Below are 20,530 nucleotides of genomic sequence, written 5' to 3'. Positions count from 1 at the left end.
GGCCAACGCCCGGACACCGTCGGAGCCCCCTTCACGTACCGCCACGTACCGCCACGTACCGCGCGGAGCCACGCCCCGAACCGCCCCCGCGGGCACCGCCCCCGCGGGCCGGGTACGGCCCGAAGGGGTGGGGACCGGGCGGCGCGGACCGACGGGACGGCGCGGGCCCCGGGAAGGGCGGTGCGGCCCGGGAGCCCCGGGAGGAGCGCACGGCGCCCCGGGAAGGGCACCGCGGCGCCCGGGGCCGCGGGAGCCGGTCCCGGAGGCGGTCCGGACCCCGGTCGGGGGCGCGGCGCACACGGGTGGGAGGCGCCGGGCGCGTTCACCCTCCCGACGTTTCCGCGCACGGCGCCCCGAAGGGGGAAAGGGCCGCAGAACCGGCCTTCGCGCACACTTCGCCCCCACGGCCCGGCACCCGGGACGTCACGTCCTCTTCACCGATCATTCAGACACGCTTGCGAAGCTCGGCCAATGAAGCCCGCCGCGTCCGCCTCCACGGCCCGTCCGACGCGCCTGACCAGCTCCCGGCGCGGAAGAATGGGGTCATGAACCAGCAGCCCGCAGAGGTCCCGGTCCAGCAGGTGCAGTCCCCCACCGCGCAGGCGCGGCCGGCCGTGGGGTCCATAGCCGCGCACCGGCGGTGGAGCACGGCCGGCGCGTCCGCCGACCTCGCGCCGGACGCCGACGCCGACCTCGACGCGTACGACGACGGGGACGGCGTGCGCACCGGGCTGCCCGAGGGACGCTTCCTGGACCGCGAGCGCAGCTGGCTCGCCTTCAACGAGCGGGTCCTGGAACTGGCCGAGGACCCCGCGACGCCGCTGCTGGAACGGGCGAACTTCCTCGCGATCTTCGCCTCGAACCTCGACGAGTTCTTCATGGTCCGGGTCGCCGGCCTCAAGCGCCGCATCGCCACCGGCGTCGCCACCCGCTCCGCCTCCGGCCTCCAGCCCCGCGAGGTCCTCGACCTGATCTGGACCCGCTCGCGGGAGCTCATGGCCCGGCACGCCGCCTGCTTCCAGCAGGACGTCGCCCCCGCCCTGGCCGACGAGGGCATCCACCTCATCCGCTGGCCCGACCTGACCGAGAAGGAGCAGGCGCGTCTCTTCACGCTGTTCCGGCAGCGGATCTTCCCGGTGCTCACGCCGCTGGCCGTGGACCCCGCGCACCCCTTCCCGTACATCTCCGGGCTGTCCCTGAACCTCGCCGTCGTCGTCCGCAACCCGGTCAGCGGCCACCGCCACTTCGCGCGCGTGAAGGTGCCGCCGCTGCTGTCGCGGTTCCTGGAGGCGTCGCCGCAGCGGTACGTGCCGCTGGAGGACGTCATCGCCGCGCACCTGGAGGAGCTCTTCCCCGGCATGGAGGTGCTGGCCCACCACATGTTCCGGGTCACCCGCAACGAGGACCTGGAGGTCGAGGAGGACGACACCGAGAACCTCCTCAAGGCCCTGGAGAAGGAGCTCATGCGGCGCCGCTTCGGTCCGCCGGTGCGGCTGGAGGTGGAGGAGTCCATCGACCCGTACGTCCTCGACCTGCTCGTGCGGGAGCTGAAGGTCTCGGACGCCGAGGTGTACCCGCTGCCCGGGCCGCTCGACCTGACGGGGCTGTTCGACATAGCGGGCCAGGACCGGCCCGAGTTGAAGTACCCGAAGTTCGTGGCGGGCACCCACCGCGACCTGTCCGAGGTCGAGTCGGCGTCCGCGCCCGACGTCTTCGCCGCGCTGCGCGAGCGGGACGTGCTGCTGCACCACCCGTACGACAGCTTCTCCACCTCCGTGCAGGCCTTCCTGGAGCAGGCGGCCGCCGACCCGGACGTCCTCGCGATCAAGCAGACCCTGTACCGCACCTCCGGCGACTCGCCGATAGTCGACGCCCTGATCGACGCCGCCGAGTCCGGCAAGCAGGTCCTCGTCCTCGTCGAGATCAAGGCCCGCTTCGACGAGCAGGCCAACATCAAGTGGGCGCGCAAGCTGGAGGAGGCCGGCTGCCACGTCGTGTACGGCCTGGTGGGGCTGAAGACCCACTGCAAGCTGTCCCTGGTCGTCCGCCAGGAGGGCGAGGTGCTGCGCCGGTACTCGCACGTCGGCACCGGCAACTACCACCCCAAGACCGCCCGCCTGTACGAGGACCTCGGCCTGCTCACCTCCGACCCGCAGGTCGGCGCCGACCTGTCGGACCTGTTCAACCGGCTGTCCGGCTACTCGCGCCGCGAGACCTACCGCCGCCTGCTCGTCGCGCCCAAGTCGCTGCGCGACGGCCTCGTGTCGCGGATCCACAAGGAGATCGCCCACCACCGCGCGGGCCGCCCCGCGTACGTCCGCATCAAGGTCAACTCGATGGTCGACGAGGCCGTCGTAGACGCCTGCTACCGCGCCTCGCAGGCCGGCGTGCCCGTGGACGTCTGGGTACGCGGCATCTGCGCCGTGCGCCCCGGCGTTACCGGCCTGTCGGAGAACATCCGGGTCCGCTCCGTCCTCGGCCGCTTCCTCGAACACTCCCGGGTCTTCGCCTTCTGCAACGGCGGGGAGCCCGAGGTGTGGCTCGGCAGCGCCGACATGATGCACCGCAACCTCGACCGCCGCATAGAGGCACTGGTACGGGTCGCCGACCCGGCCCACCGCGCGGCCCTGATCCGTCTGCTGGAGACCGGCATGGCCGACACGACCTCGTCGTGGCACCTCGGCCCCGACGGCGAGTGGACCCGGCACGCGACGGACTCCGACGGCCGGCCGCTGCGGCACGTCCAGCAGATGCTCATAGACGCCCGGAGGCGCCGACGTGCACAACCATGACCGCCAGGTGTCCGCCGGCGAGGTGCTGGCGCCGTACCTCCACGCCCGGGCGAACGACTTCCTGCGCGCCCTGCGCCTCCACATGGAGAGCAACGGCTCGGACACCGTCGGCGCGGAGGAGGCCACCCGCGCCCTGCGCGCCGCCGCCCGCCGCATCAGCGGAACGCTGCACACCTTCCGGCCCCTCCTGGACGGGGTGTGGGCGGACGGCCTGCGCTCCGAGCTGACCTGGCTCTCCGGCACGCTCGCCCAGGAGCACGCCTGCACCTCCCGGCTCGTCCGGCTCGTCGACGCGCTGTCCCGGCTGACCGGCGGGTCCGTGCCGGCGCCGCGGGGCGCCCGTTCGGGCGCCTCGCGCACCGGCGGCGAGGCGATCGCGATGGGCGCCGCGCGCGCCGGCGCGCTGCTGGAGCGGCAGCTCACCCTCGCCCGGACGCGCGCCCACTCGGCGGCCCTGGAGGCGCTGGGTTCGTCCCGGTTCCACGCGGTGGCCGACGCGGTGGCCCTGCTGGCGTCCGAGGTGCCGCTCGGGCCCGCCGCCTCGTCCGCCGCCGAGGAGGTCCTGCCGGTGCCCGCCGCGACGGTGGAGCGCCGCCTGCTGGACGCCGTGGCCGCCCTCCCCGTGAGCCCGGCCGTGGGCGGCGAGCCCCAGGACGCGCACTGGCACCAGGTGCGCCTCCTGTTGCGCCTCCACCGGTACGCGCTGGAGGTGCGGTGCTCCCCGGTCCCCGAGCTGTACGAGGCGGCGACCGCGCTGGACCGGCACCGGGACGCCGCCGAGGCCGCGGCGGCCGCGGCGGCGGCCGCGCACACCCCGCGCATCGCCCCGGCGACGGCGTACGCCCTCGGCGTCCTCCACGCCGACCAGCGCCACGAGGTGGAGGCCGCCCGCGCCGCCTTCCACCGGGCCTGGCGGCGCACGGCGGTGACGGCGCAGTGAGCGGCCGCGCCGGCGTCGTCCGCGCGGCCGGCTGCGTCCTGTGGCGCCGGACGGCGGACGGCACGGTGGAGGTGTGCCTGGTCCACCGCCCCAAGTACGACGACTGGTCGTTCCCGAAGGGCAAGGTGAAGGCCGGGGAGGAGCTGCGGGCGGCGGCGGTGCGGGAGGTCCGCGAGGAGACCGGCCGCGTGTGCGAGCCGGGGGCCCGGCTCGGCACGGTCCGCTACCGGGCGGGCGGACGGGAGAAGGAGGTCACCTACTGGTCGGCGGAGGCGAAGTCGGGGTCCTTCGTCCCCGGCAGGGAGGTGGACGCCCTGCGGTGGCTCCCCGCGGAGGAGGCCCGGGAGCTGCTGTCCCACCCTCAGGACCGTCCTCTGGTCACCTGGTTCCTGGCCACTCTGTGACCCCTGATGCAGCTGTGACGTATGTGGCGGATGCGACAGGCGGGGCGTGAGGGAGCAAGGCTTGTAAGGCTACTCACCGGCACTTACAGCATGGTTCACCTCGCGTTCACGCGCTCCCGTCGGCCGCTTCACCTGTTCTGCCTAATTTCAGCCGCACGAGGTGACTCACAAACTTCACCACCTACCCCGGCACACGCCGCCGTACGACCGGCCATGGACGCGGATCACGGAACCAGCCCCCATGCGGCCACGCAGCTCGGCGGTTACTGGAAGGAACACCCGAAAGTGAAGCTTCATCGCAAGAACGGGCTTCGCGCCACCGCGCTCGGCGCCCTCGCCGTCTCCGGCGCCCTGGTTCTCACGGCGTGTGGTTCGGACGACAACACGAACCCCGGGGGCGAGAAGAAGCCCTCCGCCGCGTCGGACGTCAAGTGCGAGGGCGCCAAGGGCCAGCTCCTCGCCGCGGGCTCGACCGCCCAGAAGAACGCCATGGACCTGTGGGTCAAGAACTTCCAGGCGGCCTGCGAGGGCGTCGAGGTGAACTACCAGGCCATCGGCTCCGGCGGCGGCATCACCAAGTTCAACCAGGGCCAGGTGGCGTTCGCCGGCTCCGACTCCGCCCTGAAGGAGGAGGAGGTCGCCGACTCCCAGAAGATCTGCAAGGGCGGCAAGGGCATCAACCTCCCGATGGTCGGCGGTCCCATCGCCATCGGTTACAAGCTGGACGGCGTGGACAACCTCGTCCTCGACGCCCCCACCCTCGCCAAGATCTTCAACTCGCAGATCAAGAAGTGGAACGACCCCGCCATCGCCAAGCTGAACCCGGGCGTCAAGCTGCCCGACGTGGCGGTCCAGGCCTTCCACCGCTCCGACGAGTCCGGCACCACGCAGAACCTCGGCAAGTACCTCAGCGAGGCCGCCGCCGCCGACTGGAAGCACGACCCGAAGACGAAGTCGTGGCCCGCCCCCGGCGGCCAGGCCGCGAACGGCTCCTCCGGCGTCGCCGCCGCCGTCAAGGACACCAACGGCGCGATCGGCTACTTCGAGCTCTCCTACGCCGAGGCCAGCAGCATCAGCACGGTCAAGCTGAACACCGGTGCCTCCCAGCCGGTCGAGGCCACCACGGAGAACGCCTCCAAGGCCATCGCCGCCGCCAAGGTCAAGGGCACGGGCAACGACCTGGCCCTCTCCCTCGACTACAAGACCAAGGCCGAGGGCGCCTACCCGATCATCCTCGTCACCTACGAGATCGCCTGCGACAAGGGCAACAAGGCGGAAACCCTGCCGACCCTGAAGGCGTTCCTCAACTACGCGGCCAGCGAGGAGGGCCAGAAGGTCCTCTCCGACGCCGGCTACGCCCCGCTGCCGACCGAGATCGCGACCAAGGTCCGCGAGATCATCCCCACCCTCTCCTGACGACCCCGCCGGGGCCGGCCCGCCCGCCTCCGGGCAGCCGGCCCCGGCATCCGGTGCACCGCCGCCAGGAGCCGTCGAGGCTCCGCAGACCGGAGAACGAGAACGATGGCCACAGCCACCACACACACACCACCGCCCCCGGGGCGGAACGAGATAACGCCTTCGAAGGCGTCCACCCCCTCCCAGGCGGGTGACCGGGTCTTCCTCGGGCTGTCCCGCGGTTCCGGCATCACCCTGCTCGTGATCATGGCGGCGATCGCCGTCTTCCTCACCTACCGCGCGGCCCTCGCCATCGCCGGCAACGAGGGGAACTTCCTCACCACCTCCGAGTGGAACCCGGCCGGGAACCCGCCCGTCTTCGGCATCGCCGTCCTGGCCTTCGGCACGGTGGTCAGCTCGATCATCGCCATGGTCATCGCCGTGCCGGTCGCCATCGGCATCGCGCTGTTCATCTCGCACTACGCGCCGCGCAAGCTCGCCACCCCGCTCGCGTACATCGTCGACCTCCTCGCCGCCGTGCCGAGCATCATCTACGGCCTGTGGGGCGCGATCTTCCTCGTGCCGTACCTGGACGGCCTCAACAAGTGGCTCGACCAGTACATGGCCTGGACGTACGTCTTCGACAAGTCCGACGAAGGCGTCGCGCGGAACATGCTCACCGTCGGCATCCTGCTGGCGATCATGATCCTGCCGATCATCACCAACGTCACCCGCGAGGTGTTCCTCCAGGTCCCGCGGATGCACGAGGAGGCCGCGCTGGCCCTCGGCGCCACCCGCTGGGAGACCATCCGCATGTCGGTCCTGCCGTTCGGCCGCTCCGGCATCATCAGCGCCTCCATGCTGGGCCTGGGCCGCGCGCTCGGCGAGACGATGGCCGTCGCCGTCGTCCTCTCCCCCAGCTTCGTCATCTCCGGGCACATCCTCGACCCGGTCGGCGGCACGTTCGCACAGAACATCGCCGCCAAGTTCAACGAGGCGAACGAGTACGGCCGCGACGCGCTGATCGCCTCCGGTCTCGTCCTCTTCGTCATCACGCTGCTGGTCAACGGCGCCGCCCGCTGGATCATCGCGCGCCGCAAGGAGTACTCGGGGGCCAACGCATGAGCCACGTCATCCAGGGCGAGCACCCGGCCGCCGCGCCCGTGCGTCAGCACTCCCCCCTCGCCCACGCGCGCATGCCGCGCTGGGCCCCGGCCGCCATAGCCGCCGGCTCCATAGCCGCCGGCGCGGGCGTCGGCCTCGCCGCCGGCTGGGAGAGCCGCATCCAGTGGGGCATGATCGCCGCCCTGCTGTTCGTCGTCGCGACCTACGGCATCACCACCGCGGTCGAGAACGCCCGCCAGGCCAAGGACCGCGTCGCGACCAGCCTCGTCTGGGTCTGCTTCGTCCTCGCGGTGGTCCCGCTCGCCTCCCTCGGCTGGGTCACGGTGAGCGAGGGCCTGGAGGTCGTCGACGGGTACTTCCTCTCCCACTCGATGAACGGCGTCCTCGACGCCGACATGGGCGGCGGCGTCTACCACGCGCTGCTCGGCACCATCGAGCAGGTCGCCATCGCCGCGGTCATCGCCGCCCCGGTCGGCATGCTGACCGCGATCTACCTGGTCGAGTACGGCCGGGGCCGACTGGCCCAGGCCGTGACCTTCTTCGTCGACGTCATGACGGGCGTCCCGTCCATCGTCGCGGGCCTCTTCATCCTCGCCACCTGGAACCTGATCCTGGGCTTCGGGCCCTCCGGTTTCGCCGGGTCGATGGCGCTGGCCATCCTGATGATGCCGGTGGTCGTCCGTTCCACGGAGGAGATGCTCAAGCTCGTCCCGAACGAGCTGCGCGAGGCCTCCCTCGCACTGGGCGTCCCCAAGTGGAAGACGATCCTCAAGGTGGTCCTGCCGACCGCGATCGGCGGCATCACCACGGGCGTCATGCTCGCGATCGCCCGTATCACCGGCGAGACGGCCCCCGTGCTGCTCCTCGTCTTCGGTACGAAGCAGATCAACCCGAACCCGTTCGAAGGCGCCCAGGCGTCACTGCCGCTCTACGTCTACGAGCAGTACACCGTCGGTACGGACGCCGCCGTGGCCCGCGCCTGGGGTGCCGCGCTCGTCCTGATCGCCTTCGTCATGATCCTCAACCTGGTGGCCCGCGGCATCGCCCGCTGGAAGGCCCCGAAGACCGGCCGCTAAGGCCTCGACATTCGGCTCCGCGCCCGGTTTCCACCGGGTCGCGGCGCACACTGGGAAGTGATTGAAGATGGCCAAGCGAATCGACGTCAGCGGCCTCTCCGCGTACTACGGCAACCACAAGGCGATCGACGACATCTCGATGACCGTCGAGCCCCGCTCCGTCACGGCCTTCATCGGCCCCTCCGGCTGCGGCAAGTCCACCTTCCTGCGCACCCTCAACCGGATGCACGAGGTCACCCCCGGCGGCCGCGTCGAGGGCAAGGTGATGCTGGACGACCAGAACCTGTACGGCAAGGATGTCGACCCGGTCGCCGTGCGCCGTACGGTCGGCATGGTCTTCCAGCGGCCGAACCCGTTCCCCACCATGTCGATCTTCGACAACGTGGCGGCGGGCCTGCGGCTGAACGGCAACTACCGGAAGTCCGAGCTGAACGACATCGTCGAGCGCTCCCTCATGGGCGCGAACCTCTGGAACGAGGTCAAGGACCGCCTCAACAAGCCCGGTTCCGGCCTCTCCGGCGGTCAGCAGCAGCGCCTGTGCATCGCCCGCGCCATCGCGGTCGAGCCGGACGTCCTGCTGATGGACGAGCCCTGCTCCGCCCTGGACCCGATCTCCACCCTGGCGATCGAGGACCTGATCGGAGAGCTGAAGGAGCGGTTCACGATCGTCATCGTGACCCACAACATGCAGCAGGCCGCCCGCGTCTCCGACCGCACGGCGTTCTTCAACCTGGCCGCCGTGGGCCAGCCGGGCAAGCTGGTCGAGATCGACGAGACGGAGCGGATCTTCTCCAACCCGTCGGTCCAGGCCACGGAGGACTACATCTCCGGCCGCTTCGGCTGATCCTCCCGCCCACAGACGTCCCGCGGCGCTGCATGGCGGTGCCGCCGCGGGACGAAGGGCCCGCCCTCCCCCCTACTCCCGGGGAGGGCGGGCCCGCTTTCGTCCCGTACCGCGGCGGAGGCCGCCGGCCGCGCCGCGGCGGGGACCGCTAACCGAAGAGGGCCCACACGGCGAAGAAGCTCACCGCCGCCACCGCCGCGGCGGCCGGCATGGTGATGAACCATCCCAGGATGATGTTCTTCGCGACGCCCCAGCGGACCGCGTTGACCCGCTTCGTCGCGCCCACGCCCATGATCGCGGACGTGATCACGTGCGTCGTGGAGATCGGCGCGTGGAACATGAACGACGCCGAGTACATGACGGACGCCGCCGTCGTCTCCGCGGCGAACCCCTGCGGCGGGTCGAGCTCGATGATCCGCCGGCCCAGCGTCCGCATGATCCGCCAGCCGCCCGCGTACGTACCGAGCGACAGCATCAGCGCACTGGCGACCTTCACCCACAGCGGGATCGGATCCCCGGTCTGCTCGACGTCGGCGATGACCAGCGCCATCACCACGATGCCCATCGTCTTCTGGGCGTCCTGGAGGCCGTGGCCCAGTGCCATGGCGGCGGCGGACACGGTCTGCGCGATCCGGAAGCCGCGCTTCGTCCGGTGCGGCCCCGCCTTGCGGAAGATCCACATGATCGCGGCCATCACCAGGTAGCCGATGATCAGGCCGACGAAGGGCGACACGAACATCGGGATGACGATCTTCTCGACCACACCGGACCAGATGACCTCCGTGCCGCCCGCCAGGGCGGCGCCGACCATGCCGCCGAAGAGCGCGTGGGAGGACGAGGAGGGCAGCCCGAAGTACCAGGTGATCAGGTTCCAGACGATCGCCCCGACCAACGCGGCGAAGAGGATGCCCATCCCCTTGTCGCCGATCGGCGTGGCGATGATGCCCTCGCTGACGGTCTTGGCGACCCCGCTGCCCATGAAGGCGCCGGCGAGGTTCATGACCGCGGCCATCAGCAGGGCGGCGCGCGGTGTGAGCGCCCGGGTCGACACCGAGGTGGCGATGGCGTTCGCCGAGTCGTGGAAGCCGTTCGTGTAGGTGAAGAAGAGCGCGACCCCGACGGTCACGACCAGTGCGAAGGTGTCCACGGGACCTCAGGACTCCTTGACGGCGATGGTCTCCACCGTGTTCGCCACGTGCTCGAAGGCGTCGGCGGCCTCCTCCAGCACGTCCACGACCTGCTTCAGCTTCAGCACCTCGATGGCGTCGTACTTGCCGTTGAAGAGGTGGGCGAGCAGCCTGCGGTGGATCTGGTCGGCCTGGTTCTCCAGCCGGTTGACCTCGATCCAGTACTCGGTGAGGTTGTCCATCGTGCGCAGGTGCGGCATCGCCTCCGCGGTGAGCTCGGCGGCCCTGGCCAGCACCTCGATCTGCTGCTCGACACCCTTGGGCAGCTCTTCGATGTTGTAGAGGACGACGAGGTCGACCGCCTCCTCCATGAAGTCCATGATGTCGTCGAGCGACGAGGCCAGGGCGTAGATGTCCTCGCGGTCGAACGGCGTGATGAAGGAGGAGTTCAGCTGATGGAAGATCGCGTGGGTGGCGTCGTCCCCGGCGTGTTCGGCCGCACGCATCCGCTCCGCGATGTCGGCCCTCGCGGGCGCCTCCGCTCCCAGCAGTTCCATCAGGAGCTTCGAGCCGGTGACGATGTTGTCCGCCGAAGCGGAGAACATGTCGTAGAAGCTCGTCTCCCGGGGGGTCAGACGAAAGCGCACGTGGGGTCCTTCGGTGCATGGGTGTCGGTCAGGCTGATGCTAGGCGCATCATCCGGCCACGGCGAACCGGCTTCCTCAGTGTCGCCCATAGGGCACAGTGAACAGAACCGGCCCCGCACAATCCTGTGAGGATCGGTACCATATACCCGCGAGGGGTATATCACCCTTTGCGGACGACGGGAGGACCCCATGACGACCACCGAGCCGGCCGGTCTCCCGGTCGCGGAGGCCGGGCAGGCCCGCGCCGACCACGACCACGCGGTGCACGGGTACCACGAGCAGAGGGGCGAGCACCTCAAGCGGCTGCGTCGGATCGAAGGCCAGATCAGGGGTCTGCAGCGGATGGTCGACGAGGACGTCTACTGCATCGACATACTCACCCAGGTCTCGGCGTCGACGAAGGCGCTGCAGTCCTTCGCGCTCCAACTGCTGGAGGAGCACCTGCGCCACTGCGTGGCCGACGCGGCGGTGAAGGGCGGCGACGAGATCGAGGCGAAGGTGGAAGAGGCCACGAAGGCGATCGCCCGGATGATGCGGACCTGACTTACGGCGCTGTCCGAAATTGATCGATCGCCTGCACGACAGGTGCAGGCCTGTCCGCTCGCGCTCCGGTCCTCACACTCCGGCCGGGGTCCCCGCCGGGCCCGCCACCCCCGGGGCCACCTTCAGCACCTCGTCGATCCGGTCGTCGCTGAGCCGTTCCGCCTCGGTCGCCGAGGCGGCGATCATCAGCTCGCCGCACAACTCGATCTCGGCGAGTGCCACATGGTCCTGGACGGTCGTCGTGCTCAGGGGCGGGACCACGCGCGTTCACCTCTTCCAGGCCGATGTCGGCTTCCCAGAGTAGGGAGCGCGACACGCACCGCGCATGACTCGTCCGGGCCATTCTCGGAGCCTTCCGAATAGTCTCCCGCGGTCTCCCCCGCCCCACGGATCAGAGTCCGTTCCGGCTCCGGCTCAACCGGCGATCTTCCCGGCGTAGATGTCCCGCCGCGGCGGGAAGCACAGGTCGACGGGCGTGCCGAACCCGTACAGCACCGTCGTCGACACCACGTCGACCTCCCGCTCCCCGTTCGCGAAGCTGAACCGGTGGCGGACCTTCCGCAACCGCCCCGCCTCGTCCAGGTACGCGTCGAACGGCACCGTGTCCGTGGTGAACCCTTTCGCCGCGGCCGCCAGCGCCCCGCGCAGCCGTGGCGGGGCGAGCCTCGCGGCGGCGCCGATGTCGGTGGTCCCCCGGTAGTGCGCGACCGGCACGCCCCCGACACGGGCCTCGCCCACGTGGGCGACCCCCCGCGCGGCCCTCAGCAGGCCGGCCGCCGCGCCGGGATCGGTGGCGCCGCCCGTGACCAGGTTGCCGTCGGCGAGGGTGGTCGTGTCGACCCGCACCCACTTGTCGACGGGGACGCCGGCGCCGCGGTTCTTCATGTACAGCGCGCCCGGCGTGAACAGTTCGGTGATCCCGCGGCGCGGCCGGTCGCCGTCCTCGGGGAGCAGGATCCGCACCCGGCCGCGGCCCGCGCGGAAGTCGTAGACCCCCTCGCCCTCGATGGTCAGCCGCGTGCCGCCCGTCGTCATCTCCAGGGCCGTCCCGGCCTTCGACGTGCCGGCCCGCTCCAGGAGGTCGGGGGCGGAGCGCACGGCGTGGAGCGGACCGCCCCCGGCGCCGTCCCGCTCGCCGCTCGCGGCGACCGCTCCCGCGCGCGGGGCGGCGGGCGGGACGGCGTCGGCGGCACCCGGCGAGCACCCGGCGAGTGCCGCGGCCACCGCCGCCGCCACCGCGGTGGCGGCGGCGTCCGCGCCGCCCGCCCGTCCGAGTCTCCGCACCACCATCGCCCGCCTACCCCCAACACCGTGCCGCTGCCCGCCGGGGCCCCGCCCTCCGGCCCGCGATCTCGGCGACCGGGACGACCCACTCGCATAACGACCGCTCCCACCCCCCGTCACGCCCCCTCGTCCCCCGGTACCGTGAACCCGTGCACACGCATGACGCGCCATCAGCACCGGGGACCGCGGCCGACGTTCCGCACCGCACGACCATCACCGAACGCGGCGCCTTCGCCCTCGCGCGTTGCGCCTGCGGCTGGTGCGGACCGGCCCGCCGCTCCCGCGAACGGGCCCGGACGGACGCCGCCGCCCACACGTCGGAACAGGAGCGGCCCGCGCAGGGATGACGCCGCGGGCCGCCACGCACCGCTGCCGCGGGCCCGCGGCCGGACCGAACGGACCGGCCGGACCGCACCGGACGGCGGGTCCGGCGCGCCCGCGTCCTCCTGCCCGCCGCGCCCGCCGCGCCCCCACCGGCGAGCCCCTCGGCGGGGGAGCCGGACCGGCCGCGGGGCGCAGCGCGGCACTCCGGGGTCCGTCCTAGGCGGCGAGGCCGCGTTCCTCACCGCCGCCCGCCCCGAGGCGCGGGTCCGCCAGCGCGACCGTCTCGTGCCGCGGGCCGCCCCGGGGAGCTTTCCGGGACCGTACGAGCCTTCCCGCGCGCGGGGAGCGGGCGAGGGCGGAGGTCAGCGGCGTCAGCAGCGTCAGGGCGACGGGCGCGAGGAGCAGGGCGACGGCGGTGCCGAGGGCGAAGCCGCCGACGACGTCGGTCGGGTAGTGGACGCCCATGTAGACGCGGCAGAAACCCTCCGCGAGGGCGAGGACGATGGCGGTGAGGCCGAAGCGCTTGTCGGCGATGAACAGGCCGACCGCGACGGCCATGGCCATGGTGGAGTGGTCACTGACGAACGAGAAGTCCGTCTTGCCCCTCGCGAGGACCTCCAGCCCCTCGTGGTCGAGGAACGGCCGGGGGCGCTCGACGAAGCCGCGGATCGGGATGTTGACCAGCAGGGCGATCACGGCGGCGAGCGGCGACCAGACGATTCCGGCGGTCGCGGAGACGGAGTCCTCCGGCGTGCCGCGCCGCCGGGCGCTCCACCAGCACCAGAGGACCACGAGGACGAGGCCGAGCATGATCCCGTACTCGCCGACGAACCCCATGACGCGGTCGAACCAGCCCGGGGCGGCCTTCGCCAGCCCGTTGATGTCGTAGAGCAGGCTGACATCGGGGTTCGTACCGTCCGATGCGAGTTCGGCCATGCGCTGCGGCCCCTTGCCTTGTGCTGCGGTGCGGTGGGTGCGGTCAGTCGGGGGAACGACCCGTGTGAGGGGGCGTTCCGCGCTCCACCAAACACTCACACGACGTTACCGAAGAGAGATACCGGCCCGCGGCCGGGCCGCCCCGGTCAGGTGCCGGCGTCGCCCTGCGGGAGCGCTTGCGCCCCGTCCCTGGTCACGCGGGTGGCGCCGAAGTAGTCCGGTGTGTCGATCTTGTCGAAGCGGATGACGGCGCCGGTGTAGGGCGCGTTGATCATGTACCCGCCGCCGACGTACATGCCGACGTGCCGGATGGCCCGGGAGTCCGTCAGGTCGTCGGAGAAGAACACGAGGTCCCCGGGAAGCAGTTCGTCCCGCGAGGGGTGGGGGCCGGCATTGTACTGGTCGTTGGCGACGCGAGGCAGCTCGATGCCCACGGTGCGGTACGCGGCCTGGGTGAGCCCGGAGCAGTCGAACCGGCCGCCCTGCTCGGGGGTGCCCTCGCCGCCCCACAGATAGGGCTTGCCGAGCTGCTTCTGCGCGAAGTAGATCGCCCCGGCGGCCTGCCGCGACGGCTCGACGGGGCCGACCGGCCGGGCGAAGCTCTTCTCCAGGGAGCGGATGATCCGGACGTAGTTCCGGGTCTCCTTGTACGGGGGGACGCCCCCGTACTTGATGACCGCGTACGCACCGGCGTTGTACGCCGCGAGCATGTTGTCGGTGGGGTCGCCGGGGACGTCCTTCACGTACCGGGCGAGGGAGCAGTCGTAGGAGGCGGCCGACGGGATGGCGTCGTCGGGGTCCCAGACGTCCCGGTCGCCGTCCTTGTCCCCGTCGACGCCGTGCGCGGCCCAGGTGCCGGGGATGAACTGCGCGATGCCCTGCGCCTGGGCGTGGCTCTGCGCGCGGGGGTTCCAGCCGCTCTCCTGGTACAGCTGGGCGGCGAGGAGGGCCGGGTTGACCGCCGGGCAGAGGTTCCCCCACCGCTGCACGAGCGGCTGGTACGCGGCCGGGACGGCGCCCTTGACCAGTCCCACCGCCCCCCGCACGCCTCCCCCGCCGGCGAGCTGGGCGGCGACGACGTAGGTCCCGACCACCAGGAGCGCGACGAAACTCAGGCAGGCCCCGAGGACGACCCCGCCCACCAGCCACGTCTTACGCACCGTCAAACCCCCGTATGCAGTAGGACAGCCATCCGCGCCCCGACCAGTCTAGGTGTCGATCCCCTACCCGAGTGAGCACGGAACCTCATTGCACCCGAAAACCGGTACATGTGATGATCCACCTCATGGCCACATGGGGGGGCGGACCATGAGGAAGTCATCGTGACGGGGGAACCGCGCAGGTCGTCGCGGATCGCGTACCTGGACGCGCCGCGGGGTGCGTCGGCTCCGGCACCGGGGCGGCGGCCGCCGAGACCGCGACTGCAACGATTATTTCCAGACGCGATGACTGAAGCCCGGCGGGAGTTCGCCGTCCTCCTGGGCGAGTTCCGCCGCACCGCCGTCCTCGTCCCGCTCGCCGACGGCGGCGGCCTGTGGACGGCGGACCTGGGCGGCGTCCGCTGGATCTGCGCCTTCTCCCACGAGGAGTCCCTGGCCCGCTTCGCGCGCGCCAGGGGCGAGGCGGACCGGGTGTGGGAGTACCGCACGGTGCTCGGCGCGCGGCTGCTGGACGTCATGGTGCCGCTGCTCGGCGTCCCGGGGGGCGTGGCGCTGGACGCGGGCGGCGCGGACGGGGTGCTGTTCCCGCCGGCCCGGGGCGTGGTGCCGGACGCGGCGGCGGTGGATCTCGACGACGAGCGCGAGGGGGGACTCCATGAGCGGTGAACCGGAACTGAGGCTGCCGCCGGACACGGCCCGGCTGTTGGCCGAGGGCATCGACAAGGCGCACGGGGAGCTGAAGGGCCTCACCTCGATCGGCAACGCCGCGACGGGGAACGGCTTCTCCGGGCTCGCGCTGTCCGCGATGGAGCTGGGGCACCGGGGCCTGGCCGACGAGTTCGGCGCCTTCTGCGACCGCTGGGGCTGGGGCGTGCGCACCCTCATGCAGCGCGGCAACGAGTTCGCGGTGGCCGTCGGCCTCGCCGCGGGCGGGCTCCACGAGCAGGACCAGTACGTCAAGGGCACGATCAAGGTCGTCGTGAACGGCGTCAACGGCAACCCCCACCTGTCGGAGGAGGAGGTCCAGGCCAAGAGCTGGGAGGAGATCCGCGACCAGAGGCCCACCGACGGCGCCGACTGGAGCGGCGAGTCGTTCGACGAGGCCCACCGGCAGTCGAAACAGGTCTGGAGCGACGTCGCCTACGACGTCAACCACCAGTTCGCGAACTCCCTGGAGGACCTCGGGGTCTACGACAGCCGCGAACGCGAGCGGATGGAAGCGCTCCAGCGCGAGGCGTTCGACCCGACGGACGAAGCCGTCCGGCGTGCCGGGGGATCACCGGAGGACGCGGGCTGATGGGTGGCGTCTGGGACGGTCTGGGGAACGCCTGGGACGGCACCAAGCGCTTCGTCGGCCAGGCGATCGACCGCGCGACCGACGGGACCGGGGCGTTCCTGGAGAGCGTCGGCGCGGAGGGGGTCGCCGACGACCTGGAGGACTGGGGCGACGAGACCGCCTCGTCGCTCGGCGTGGACGTACGCGAGCAGCGCCTCGGCCAGACCGAGCAGGCCGACGAACTCGTGCACGGCGGACCGGACGCGATCGAGGCCACGGCCAAGAACCTCCGCGACTTCGAAAGCGCCTTCGACACGGTCGGCCAGGCCCTGAGGCGCCTGGACTCCGCCGACTGGAAGGGCGAGGCCGCCGACGCGTTCCGCGAGAGGTCGGCCATGCTGCCCGCGGACTGGCTGCGGGCGGCCGGCGCCTGCGGCGAGGCGGCGGCCGCCTTGGGAGCGTACGCGAAGGTCCTCACCCGGGCGCAGGCCATGGCGCAGGAGGCCATCGACCTCCACCGGAAGGGCCGCGAGGAGTCGAGGAAGGCCGTCGACGCGCACGACGCGAAGGTCGACGCGTACAACGCCTCCCTCACGTCGGACCGTCCGCTCCCCAGGCCCCCGGAGTTCACCGATCCGGGGGCGGGACCGCGCGAGCAGGCCGAGGAGGTCCTCGCGGCGGCGCGCCGGCAGCGGGACGAGGCCGCGCGGGCCGCCGCGGCCTCGGTGAAGGCCGCCCTGCGGCACGCCCCCGACCCGTCGGCGGGCCAGACGGTGCTCGCCGCCCTGCAGGACACCGCGATGGCCCAGGGGATCGAGAGGACCCACTTCGTCGGCGGCGTGGTGAAGGGCACGATCGGCCTGACCAACTTCGTCCGCTCGCTCCTGCCGATCGACCCGTACAACGTCACGCACCCGGCCGAGTACTACAAGAACACCAGCATGACCCTCGCCGGCCTGGTGACGACGACCGTCCACCCCGACCAGGCGCTGGACAGGGCCTGGGAAGCCGCGAAGAAGGACCCGAGCGAGGCCGGCGGCCGTCTGATCCTCGAACTCCTGGGCGCCAAGGGCGCGGGCGGCCTCAAGACGGTGGCGACGGCGGGGGCGAAGGGCGCGGCACGGCACGGCGCGGACGACGCGGCGCAGGCGGCGCGCCGGGGGACGGCGGAACCGACGCGGCAGTCGCGGACCAACGACGCCGTCTGCTCCGGGAACACCGACCCGGTCGACCTGGCGACGGGCGCCGTGTTCCTCCCCCAGACGGACGTGGTCCTCCCCGGCGTCCTCCCCCTGGTCTTCCGCCGCCGGGCCGCCTCGGACTACCGGGCGGGCCGCTGGTTCGGCCCGTCGTGGGCCTCGACGGCGGACCAGCGGCTGGAGATCGACGCGCAGGGCGTGGTCCTCGTGTGCGACGACGGGCTGCTCCTGTCGTACCCGCACCCCGCCCCCGGCGTGCCGACGCTCCCGGGCCACGGCCCGCGCCGGCCGCTGAGCCGCGACGCCGACGGCGGCTACACCGTCACCGACCCGGAGACGGGGAGCACCTGGCACTTCACCGAGCACCGGCCCGGCCGCGCCCTGCTCGGCCAGGTGGACGACCGCAACGGCAACCTGATCACCTTCGAGTACGACGAGGCCGGCGCCCCCGCGTCGATCGTCCACCACGGCGGCCCCCACCTGAGGCTGACGACCCGCGACGGTCGCGTCACGGCCCTGCACCTGGCGGGCGGCGCGCCGGACGGCACGGACCTGGAGCTCGTCCGCTACGGCTACACGGACGGCCACCTGACCGACGTGGTCGACTCCTCGGGCCTGCCCCTCCGCTTCGCCTACGACGACCGCGGCCGGATCACCTCCTGGACGGACCGCAACGGCAGCCGCTACGACTACGCCTACGACGACCTGGACAGGTGCGTCGCCCAGGGCGGCCAGGACGGCCACCTCGCCCACCGCTTCACCTACGACGAGACCGACCCGGAGACCGGCCACCGCGTCACCACGGTCACCACCCCGGCCGGCGCCACCCGCCGCTACCTGGTCAACCCCGCCCACCAGATCGTCGCCGAGACCGATCCGCTGGGCGCGACCACCCGGTACGAACGCGACCACCGCAACCGCCTGCTGTCCCGCACGGACCCGCTGGGCCTCACGACCCGCTTCGCCTACGACGAGCGCGGCAACCTCACCGAGGTGATCCACCCCGACGGCCGCTCGACGAGGGCCGATCACAACGACCTGGGCCTGCCGGTGCGGATCGTCCACCCGGACGGCCGGGTGGTGCGCCAGACGTACGACGAGCGCGGCAACCGCACCTCGGTGACCGACCCGTCGGGCGCGACGACCGCGTTCGCGTACGACGACGCGGGCCGCCTCCTGTCGGTGACCGACCCGCTCGGGCACACCACCGCGGTCCGCTGCGACGCCGCGGGCCTCCCGGCCGCCGTCACCGACCCGCTGGGCGCGACGACCCGCTGCACCCGCGACGCCCTGGGCCGCCCGACGGCCGTCACCGACCCGCTGGGCGCGACGACCCGCCTGGAGTGGACCCCCGAGGGCCTGCTGTCCCGCCGCGTCGAGCCGGACGGCGCGGAGCAGAGGTGGACCTACGACGGCGAGGGCAACTGCCTCACCCACACCGACGCGCTCGGCGGGGTGTCGCGCTTCGAGTACACCCACTTCGACCTGCTGAAGGCCCGCACCGGCCCGGACGGCGTCCGCTACGAGTTCACCCACGACACCGACCTGCGCCTGGTGGAGGTCCGCAACCCGCAGGGCCTGACCTGGACCTACGAGTACGACGAGGCGGGCCGCCTGCGGTCGGAGACCGACTTCGACGGCCGCACGCTGACGTACGAGCACGACCCGGCCGGCCGGCTGACCGCCCGGACCGACGGCCTCGGCGAGACGGTCCGCTACGAGCGGGACGCGCTGGGCCGCACCGTCCGCAAGGACGCGGCGGGGACGGTCACCACCTTCGCGTACGACGTCTTCGGCGAACTGGCCGAGGCGGTCTCCCCGGACGCCACCCTCACCCGTCTGCGCGACCGCCACGGCCGCCTGCTGTCGGAGACGGTGAACGGCAGGGAACTGCGGTACGCGTACGACGCGGTGGGCCGCCGCACGCACCGCACGACGCCCACGGGCGCGGTGAGCGAGTGGACGTACGACGCGGCGGGCCGCCGCACGCACCTCACCACGTCGGGCCGCACCCTCGCCTTCGCGTACGACGCGGCGGGCCGGGAGACGTCCCGTCACCTCTCCGGCGCGTTCCGGCTCACCCACGCCTACGACGAACTGGGCCGCCTCACCCGCCAGCACGTGGGCGCGCCCGGCCGCACCCTCCAGGAGCGCGCCTACGCCTACCGCGCCGACGGCCACCTCACCGGCGTCGACGACCTCCTCTCCGGCCCCCGCCGCTTCGACCTCGACGCGGCCGGCCGCGTGACGGCGGTCCGCGCGGCGGACTGGACGGAGCGGTACGCCTACGACGAGGCCGGCAACCAGACCGAAGCGTCCTGGCCCGCCTCCCACCCCGGCCGGGAGGCCACGGGCCCCCGCGCGTACACCGGCACCCGCATCACCCGCGCGGGCCGGGTCCGCTACGAACACGACGCCCAGGGCCGCGTCGTCCTCCGCCAAAAGCCCCGCCTGTCGCGCGGACCGGACACCTGGCGCTACACCTGGGACCCGGAGGACCGCCTCACCTCGGTCACGACCCCCGACGGCACGGTCTGGCGCTACGCGTACGACCCGCTGGGCCGCCGCACCGCGAAGCGGCGCCTGGCGGACGACGGCGAGACGGTCCTGGAGGAGACCGTCTTCACCTGGGACGGCACCACGCTCTGCGAGCAGACCACCGACTCCCCGGACCTCCCCCACCCGGTCGCCCTCACCTGGGACCACAAGGGCCTCCAGCCCCTCGCCCAGACCGAGCGCCTCCTGCGCCGGGACGCCCCGCAGGAGGCCGTCGACGCCCGCTTCTTCGCCGTGGTCACCGACCTGGTGGGCACCCCGTCCGAACTCGTCGACGAGTCCGGCGCCCTCGCCTGGCACACCCGCACCACGCTGTGGGGCACCACCACCTGGTCCTCCACCAGCACCACGTACACCCCGCTCCGCTTCCCCGGCCAGTACTACGACCCGGAGACCGGCCTCCACTACAACGTCTTCCGCCACTACGACCCGGAGACCGCCAGATACCTGAGCCCCGACCCGCTCGGGCTGGCCCCGGCACCGAACCCGGCGGCGTACGTCGACAATCCTCACACCTGGACCGACCCGCTGGGGCTGGCGCCTTGCCCTCTCCAAGAGGGGAAGCAGGCCAACGGAAACTTCATATCCGGTTCACTTGAAGGGGAAAATCTCGCCGATCAACTACGCAGGGAATCAGCCCAATCAATCTTCACCGAAGAAGGATGGCTTACTGCGGAGGCAATCGCCGGGTCTCGTCGCGTGATTGATGGCATAGACATCGGGAACCCTGCGGTACGAAGCTTGATGACTGCGGATGGCAGCAGCCTAGAGGATTGGGGAAAATACAGCACGAGAACCCACCAGTCCCCCTATGGAGACTTTCAGGTGCATTATTACTACAACCCCGAAACGGGCAAAATCCTCCTATACGACTACAAGGTAGTCATGAACAGAAGGTAATC

General features: G+C 72.0%; 18 protein-coding genes. 12 read left to right on the top strand and 6 right to left on the bottom strand.

What is annotated here, in order from left to right:
* The first annotated feature begins 545 nt into the window (after nt 1–545).
* From LUW75_RS13505 to pstB, 7 genes are all read left to right on the top strand, one after another.
* Nucleotides 546–2,792, top strand: coding sequence for an RNA degradosome polyphosphate kinase (locus tag LUW75_RS13505; protein ID WP_250335819.1), 2,247 nt, complete (start codon nt 546–548; stop codon nt 2,790–2,792).
* A complete protein-coding gene (locus tag LUW75_RS13500) occupies nt 2,779–3,732 on the top strand; it encodes a CHAD domain-containing protein (protein ID WP_250335818.1) in 954 nt (317 codons plus the stop codon). Before LUW75_RS13505 ends, LUW75_RS13500 begins: the two co-directional genes overlap by 14 nt.
* A complete protein-coding gene (locus LUW75_RS13495; protein ID WP_250335817.1) occupies nt 3,729–4,136 on the top strand; it encodes an NUDIX hydrolase in 408 nt (135 codons plus the stop codon). The genes LUW75_RS13500 and LUW75_RS13495 overlap by 4 nt, the downstream gene beginning before the upstream one ends.
* A 285-nt stretch (nt 4,137–4,421) precedes the next feature.
* Nucleotides 4,422–5,552 carry a phosphate ABC transporter substrate-binding protein PstS gene (gene pstS / locus LUW75_RS13490; protein WP_250335816.1) on the top strand — a complete coding sequence of 377 codons (1,131 nt, stop codon included), beginning with the start codon at nt 4,422–4,424 and terminating at the stop codon, nt 5,550–5,552.
* Nucleotides 5,553–5,657: 105 nt separating this feature from the next.
* Nucleotides 5,658–6,656: a phosphate ABC transporter permease subunit PstC gene (pstC, locus tag LUW75_RS13485; protein WP_250335815.1), complete on the top strand. Its 999-nt coding sequence runs from the start codon at nt 5,658–5,660 to the stop codon at nt 6,654–6,656.
* Nucleotides 6,653–7,732, top strand: a complete 1,080-nt coding sequence (gene pstA, locus LUW75_RS13480) for a phosphate ABC transporter permease PstA (protein ID WP_250335814.1) — start codon at nt 6,653–6,655, stop codon at nt 7,730–7,732. The genes pstC and pstA overlap by 4 nt, the downstream gene beginning before the upstream one ends.
* 67 nt (nt 7,733–7,799) lie before the next feature.
* A complete protein-coding gene (gene pstB / locus LUW75_RS13475) occupies nt 7,800–8,576 on the top strand; it encodes a phosphate ABC transporter ATP-binding protein PstB (RefSeq protein WP_250335813.1) in 777 nt (258 codons plus the stop codon).
* A gap of 148 nt (nt 8,577–8,724) precedes the next feature.
* On the opposite strand, the gene LUW75_RS13470 is transcribed toward pstB, so the two are convergent.
* Together LUW75_RS13470 and LUW75_RS13465 are read right to left on the bottom strand one after the other, a co-directional pair.
* Nucleotides 8,725–9,723 carry an inorganic phosphate transporter gene (locus LUW75_RS13470; RefSeq protein WP_250335812.1) on the bottom strand — a complete coding sequence of 333 codons (999 nt, stop codon included), beginning with the start codon at nt 9,721–9,723 and terminating at the stop codon, nt 8,725–8,727.
* A 6-nt stretch (nt 9,724–9,729) separates the two neighbouring features.
* Nucleotides 9,730–10,350 (bottom strand): DUF47 domain-containing protein, encoded by a 621-nt coding sequence (locus LUW75_RS13465; protein ID WP_250335811.1) that lies wholly within the window; start codon nt 10,348–10,350, stop codon nt 9,730–9,732.
* A gap of 189 nt (nt 10,351–10,539) precedes the next feature.
* Between LUW75_RS13465 and LUW75_RS13460 the strand changes: the two genes are divergently transcribed.
* Entirely contained in the window at nt 10,540–10,893 is a 354-nt protein-coding gene (locus LUW75_RS13460; protein WP_250335810.1) for a metal-sensitive transcriptional regulator, read from the top strand.
* A 72-nt stretch (nt 10,894–10,965) separates the two neighbouring features.
* Here the strand turns inward: LUW75_RS13460 and LUW75_RS13455 are convergent, their stop codons facing one another.
* Both LUW75_RS13455 and LUW75_RS13450 read right to left on the bottom strand, forming a co-directional pair.
* Complete coding sequence (locus LUW75_RS13455; RefSeq protein WP_250335809.1) at nt 10,966–11,154, bottom strand: hypothetical protein; 189 nt, start codon at nt 11,152–11,154, stop codon at nt 10,966–10,968.
* Between the two features lie 153 nt (nt 11,155–11,307).
* On the bottom strand, nt 11,308–12,183 hold the full coding sequence (locus LUW75_RS13450; protein WP_250335808.1) for an SCO4651 family lipoprotein: 876 nt from the start codon (nt 12,181–12,183) through the stop codon (nt 11,308–11,310).
* Between the two features lie 143 nt (nt 12,184–12,326).
* Between LUW75_RS13450 and LUW75_RS13445 the strand changes: the two genes are divergently transcribed.
* The gene (locus LUW75_RS13445) at nt 12,327–12,524 is read left to right on the top strand and encodes a hypothetical protein (protein ID WP_250335807.1); all 198 of its coding nucleotides are present in this window, start codon (nt 12,327–12,329) and stop codon (nt 12,522–12,524) included.
* 193 nt (nt 12,525–12,717) lie between these two features.
* Here LUW75_RS13445 and LUW75_RS13440 read toward each other — a convergent pair whose 3' ends face one another.
* Nucleotides 12,718–13,437, bottom strand: coding sequence for a phosphatase PAP2 family protein (locus tag LUW75_RS13440; RefSeq protein ID WP_250335806.1), 720 nt, complete (start codon nt 13,435–13,437; stop codon nt 12,718–12,720).
* A 146-nt stretch (nt 13,438–13,583) separates the two neighbouring features.
* A complete protein-coding gene (locus LUW75_RS13435; protein ID WP_250335805.1) occupies nt 13,584–14,597 on the bottom strand; it encodes a C40 family peptidase in 1,014 nt (337 codons plus the stop codon).
* A gap of 159 nt (nt 14,598–14,756) precedes the next feature.
* Here LUW75_RS13435 and LUW75_RS13430 point away from each other — a divergent pair, with 159 nt between their 5' ends.
* The 3 genes from LUW75_RS13430 to LUW75_RS13420 are packed head-to-tail and all read left to right on the top strand — an operon-like array spanning nt 14,757 to nt 20,528.
* The gene (locus tag LUW75_RS13430; RefSeq protein ID WP_462933793.1) at nt 14,757–15,263 is read left to right on the top strand and encodes an SseB family protein; all 507 of its coding nucleotides are present in this window, start codon (nt 14,757–14,759) and stop codon (nt 15,261–15,263) included.
* The gene (locus LUW75_RS13425) at nt 15,253–15,894 is read left to right on the top strand and encodes a hypothetical protein (RefSeq protein ID WP_250335804.1); all 642 of its coding nucleotides are present in this window, start codon (nt 15,253–15,255) and stop codon (nt 15,892–15,894) included. The genes LUW75_RS13430 and LUW75_RS13425 overlap by 11 nt, the downstream gene beginning before the upstream one ends.
* On the top strand, nt 15,894–20,528 hold the full coding sequence (locus LUW75_RS13420) for a putative T7SS-secreted protein (protein WP_250335803.1): 4,635 nt from the start codon (nt 15,894–15,896) through the stop codon (nt 20,526–20,528). The genes LUW75_RS13425 and LUW75_RS13420 overlap by 1 nt, the downstream gene beginning before the upstream one ends.
* Nucleotides 20,529–20,530: the final 2 nt, after the last annotated feature.

Source organism: Streptomyces sp. MRC013 (assembly GCF_023614235.1).
GTDB lineage: Bacteria > Actinomycetota > Actinomycetes > Streptomycetales > Streptomycetaceae > Streptomyces.
This window is presented reverse-complemented; position numbering and strand designations above follow the sequence as displayed.

Bases quoted from the DNA above. Each gene is read 5' to 3' on its own strand.
- LUW75_RS13505 (WP_250335819.1), top strand. From the start codon at position 546: ATGAACCAGCAGCCCGCAGAGGTCCCGGTCCAGCAGGTGCAGTCCCCC.
- pstC (WP_250335815.1), top strand. From the start codon at position 5,658: ATGGCCACAGCCACCACACACACACCACCGCCCCCGGGGCGGAACGAG.
- pstA (WP_250335814.1), top strand. From the start codon at position 6,653: ATGAGCCACGTCATCCAGGGCGAGCACCCGGCCGCCGCGCCCGTGCGT.
- pstB (WP_250335813.1), top strand. From the start codon at position 7,800: ATGGCCAAGCGAATCGACGTCAGCGGCCTCTCCGCGTACTACGGCAAC.
- LUW75_RS13460 (WP_250335810.1), top strand. From the start codon at position 10,540: ATGACGACCACCGAGCCGGCCGGTCTCCCGGTCGCGGAGGCCGGGCAG.
- LUW75_RS13450 (WP_250335808.1), bottom strand. From the start codon at position 12,183: ATGGTGGTGCGGAGACTCGGACGGGCGGGCGGCGCGGACGCCGCCGCC.
- LUW75_RS13440 (WP_250335806.1), bottom strand. From the start codon at position 13,437: ATGGCCGAACTCGCATCGGACGGTACGAACCCCGATGTCAGCCTGCTC.
- LUW75_RS13425 (WP_250335804.1), top strand. From the start codon at position 15,253: ATGAGCGGTGAACCGGAACTGAGGCTGCCGCCGGACACGGCCCGGCTG.
- LUW75_RS13420 (WP_250335803.1), top strand. From the start codon at position 15,894: ATGGGTGGCGTCTGGGACGGTCTGGGGAACGCCTGGGACGGCACCAAG.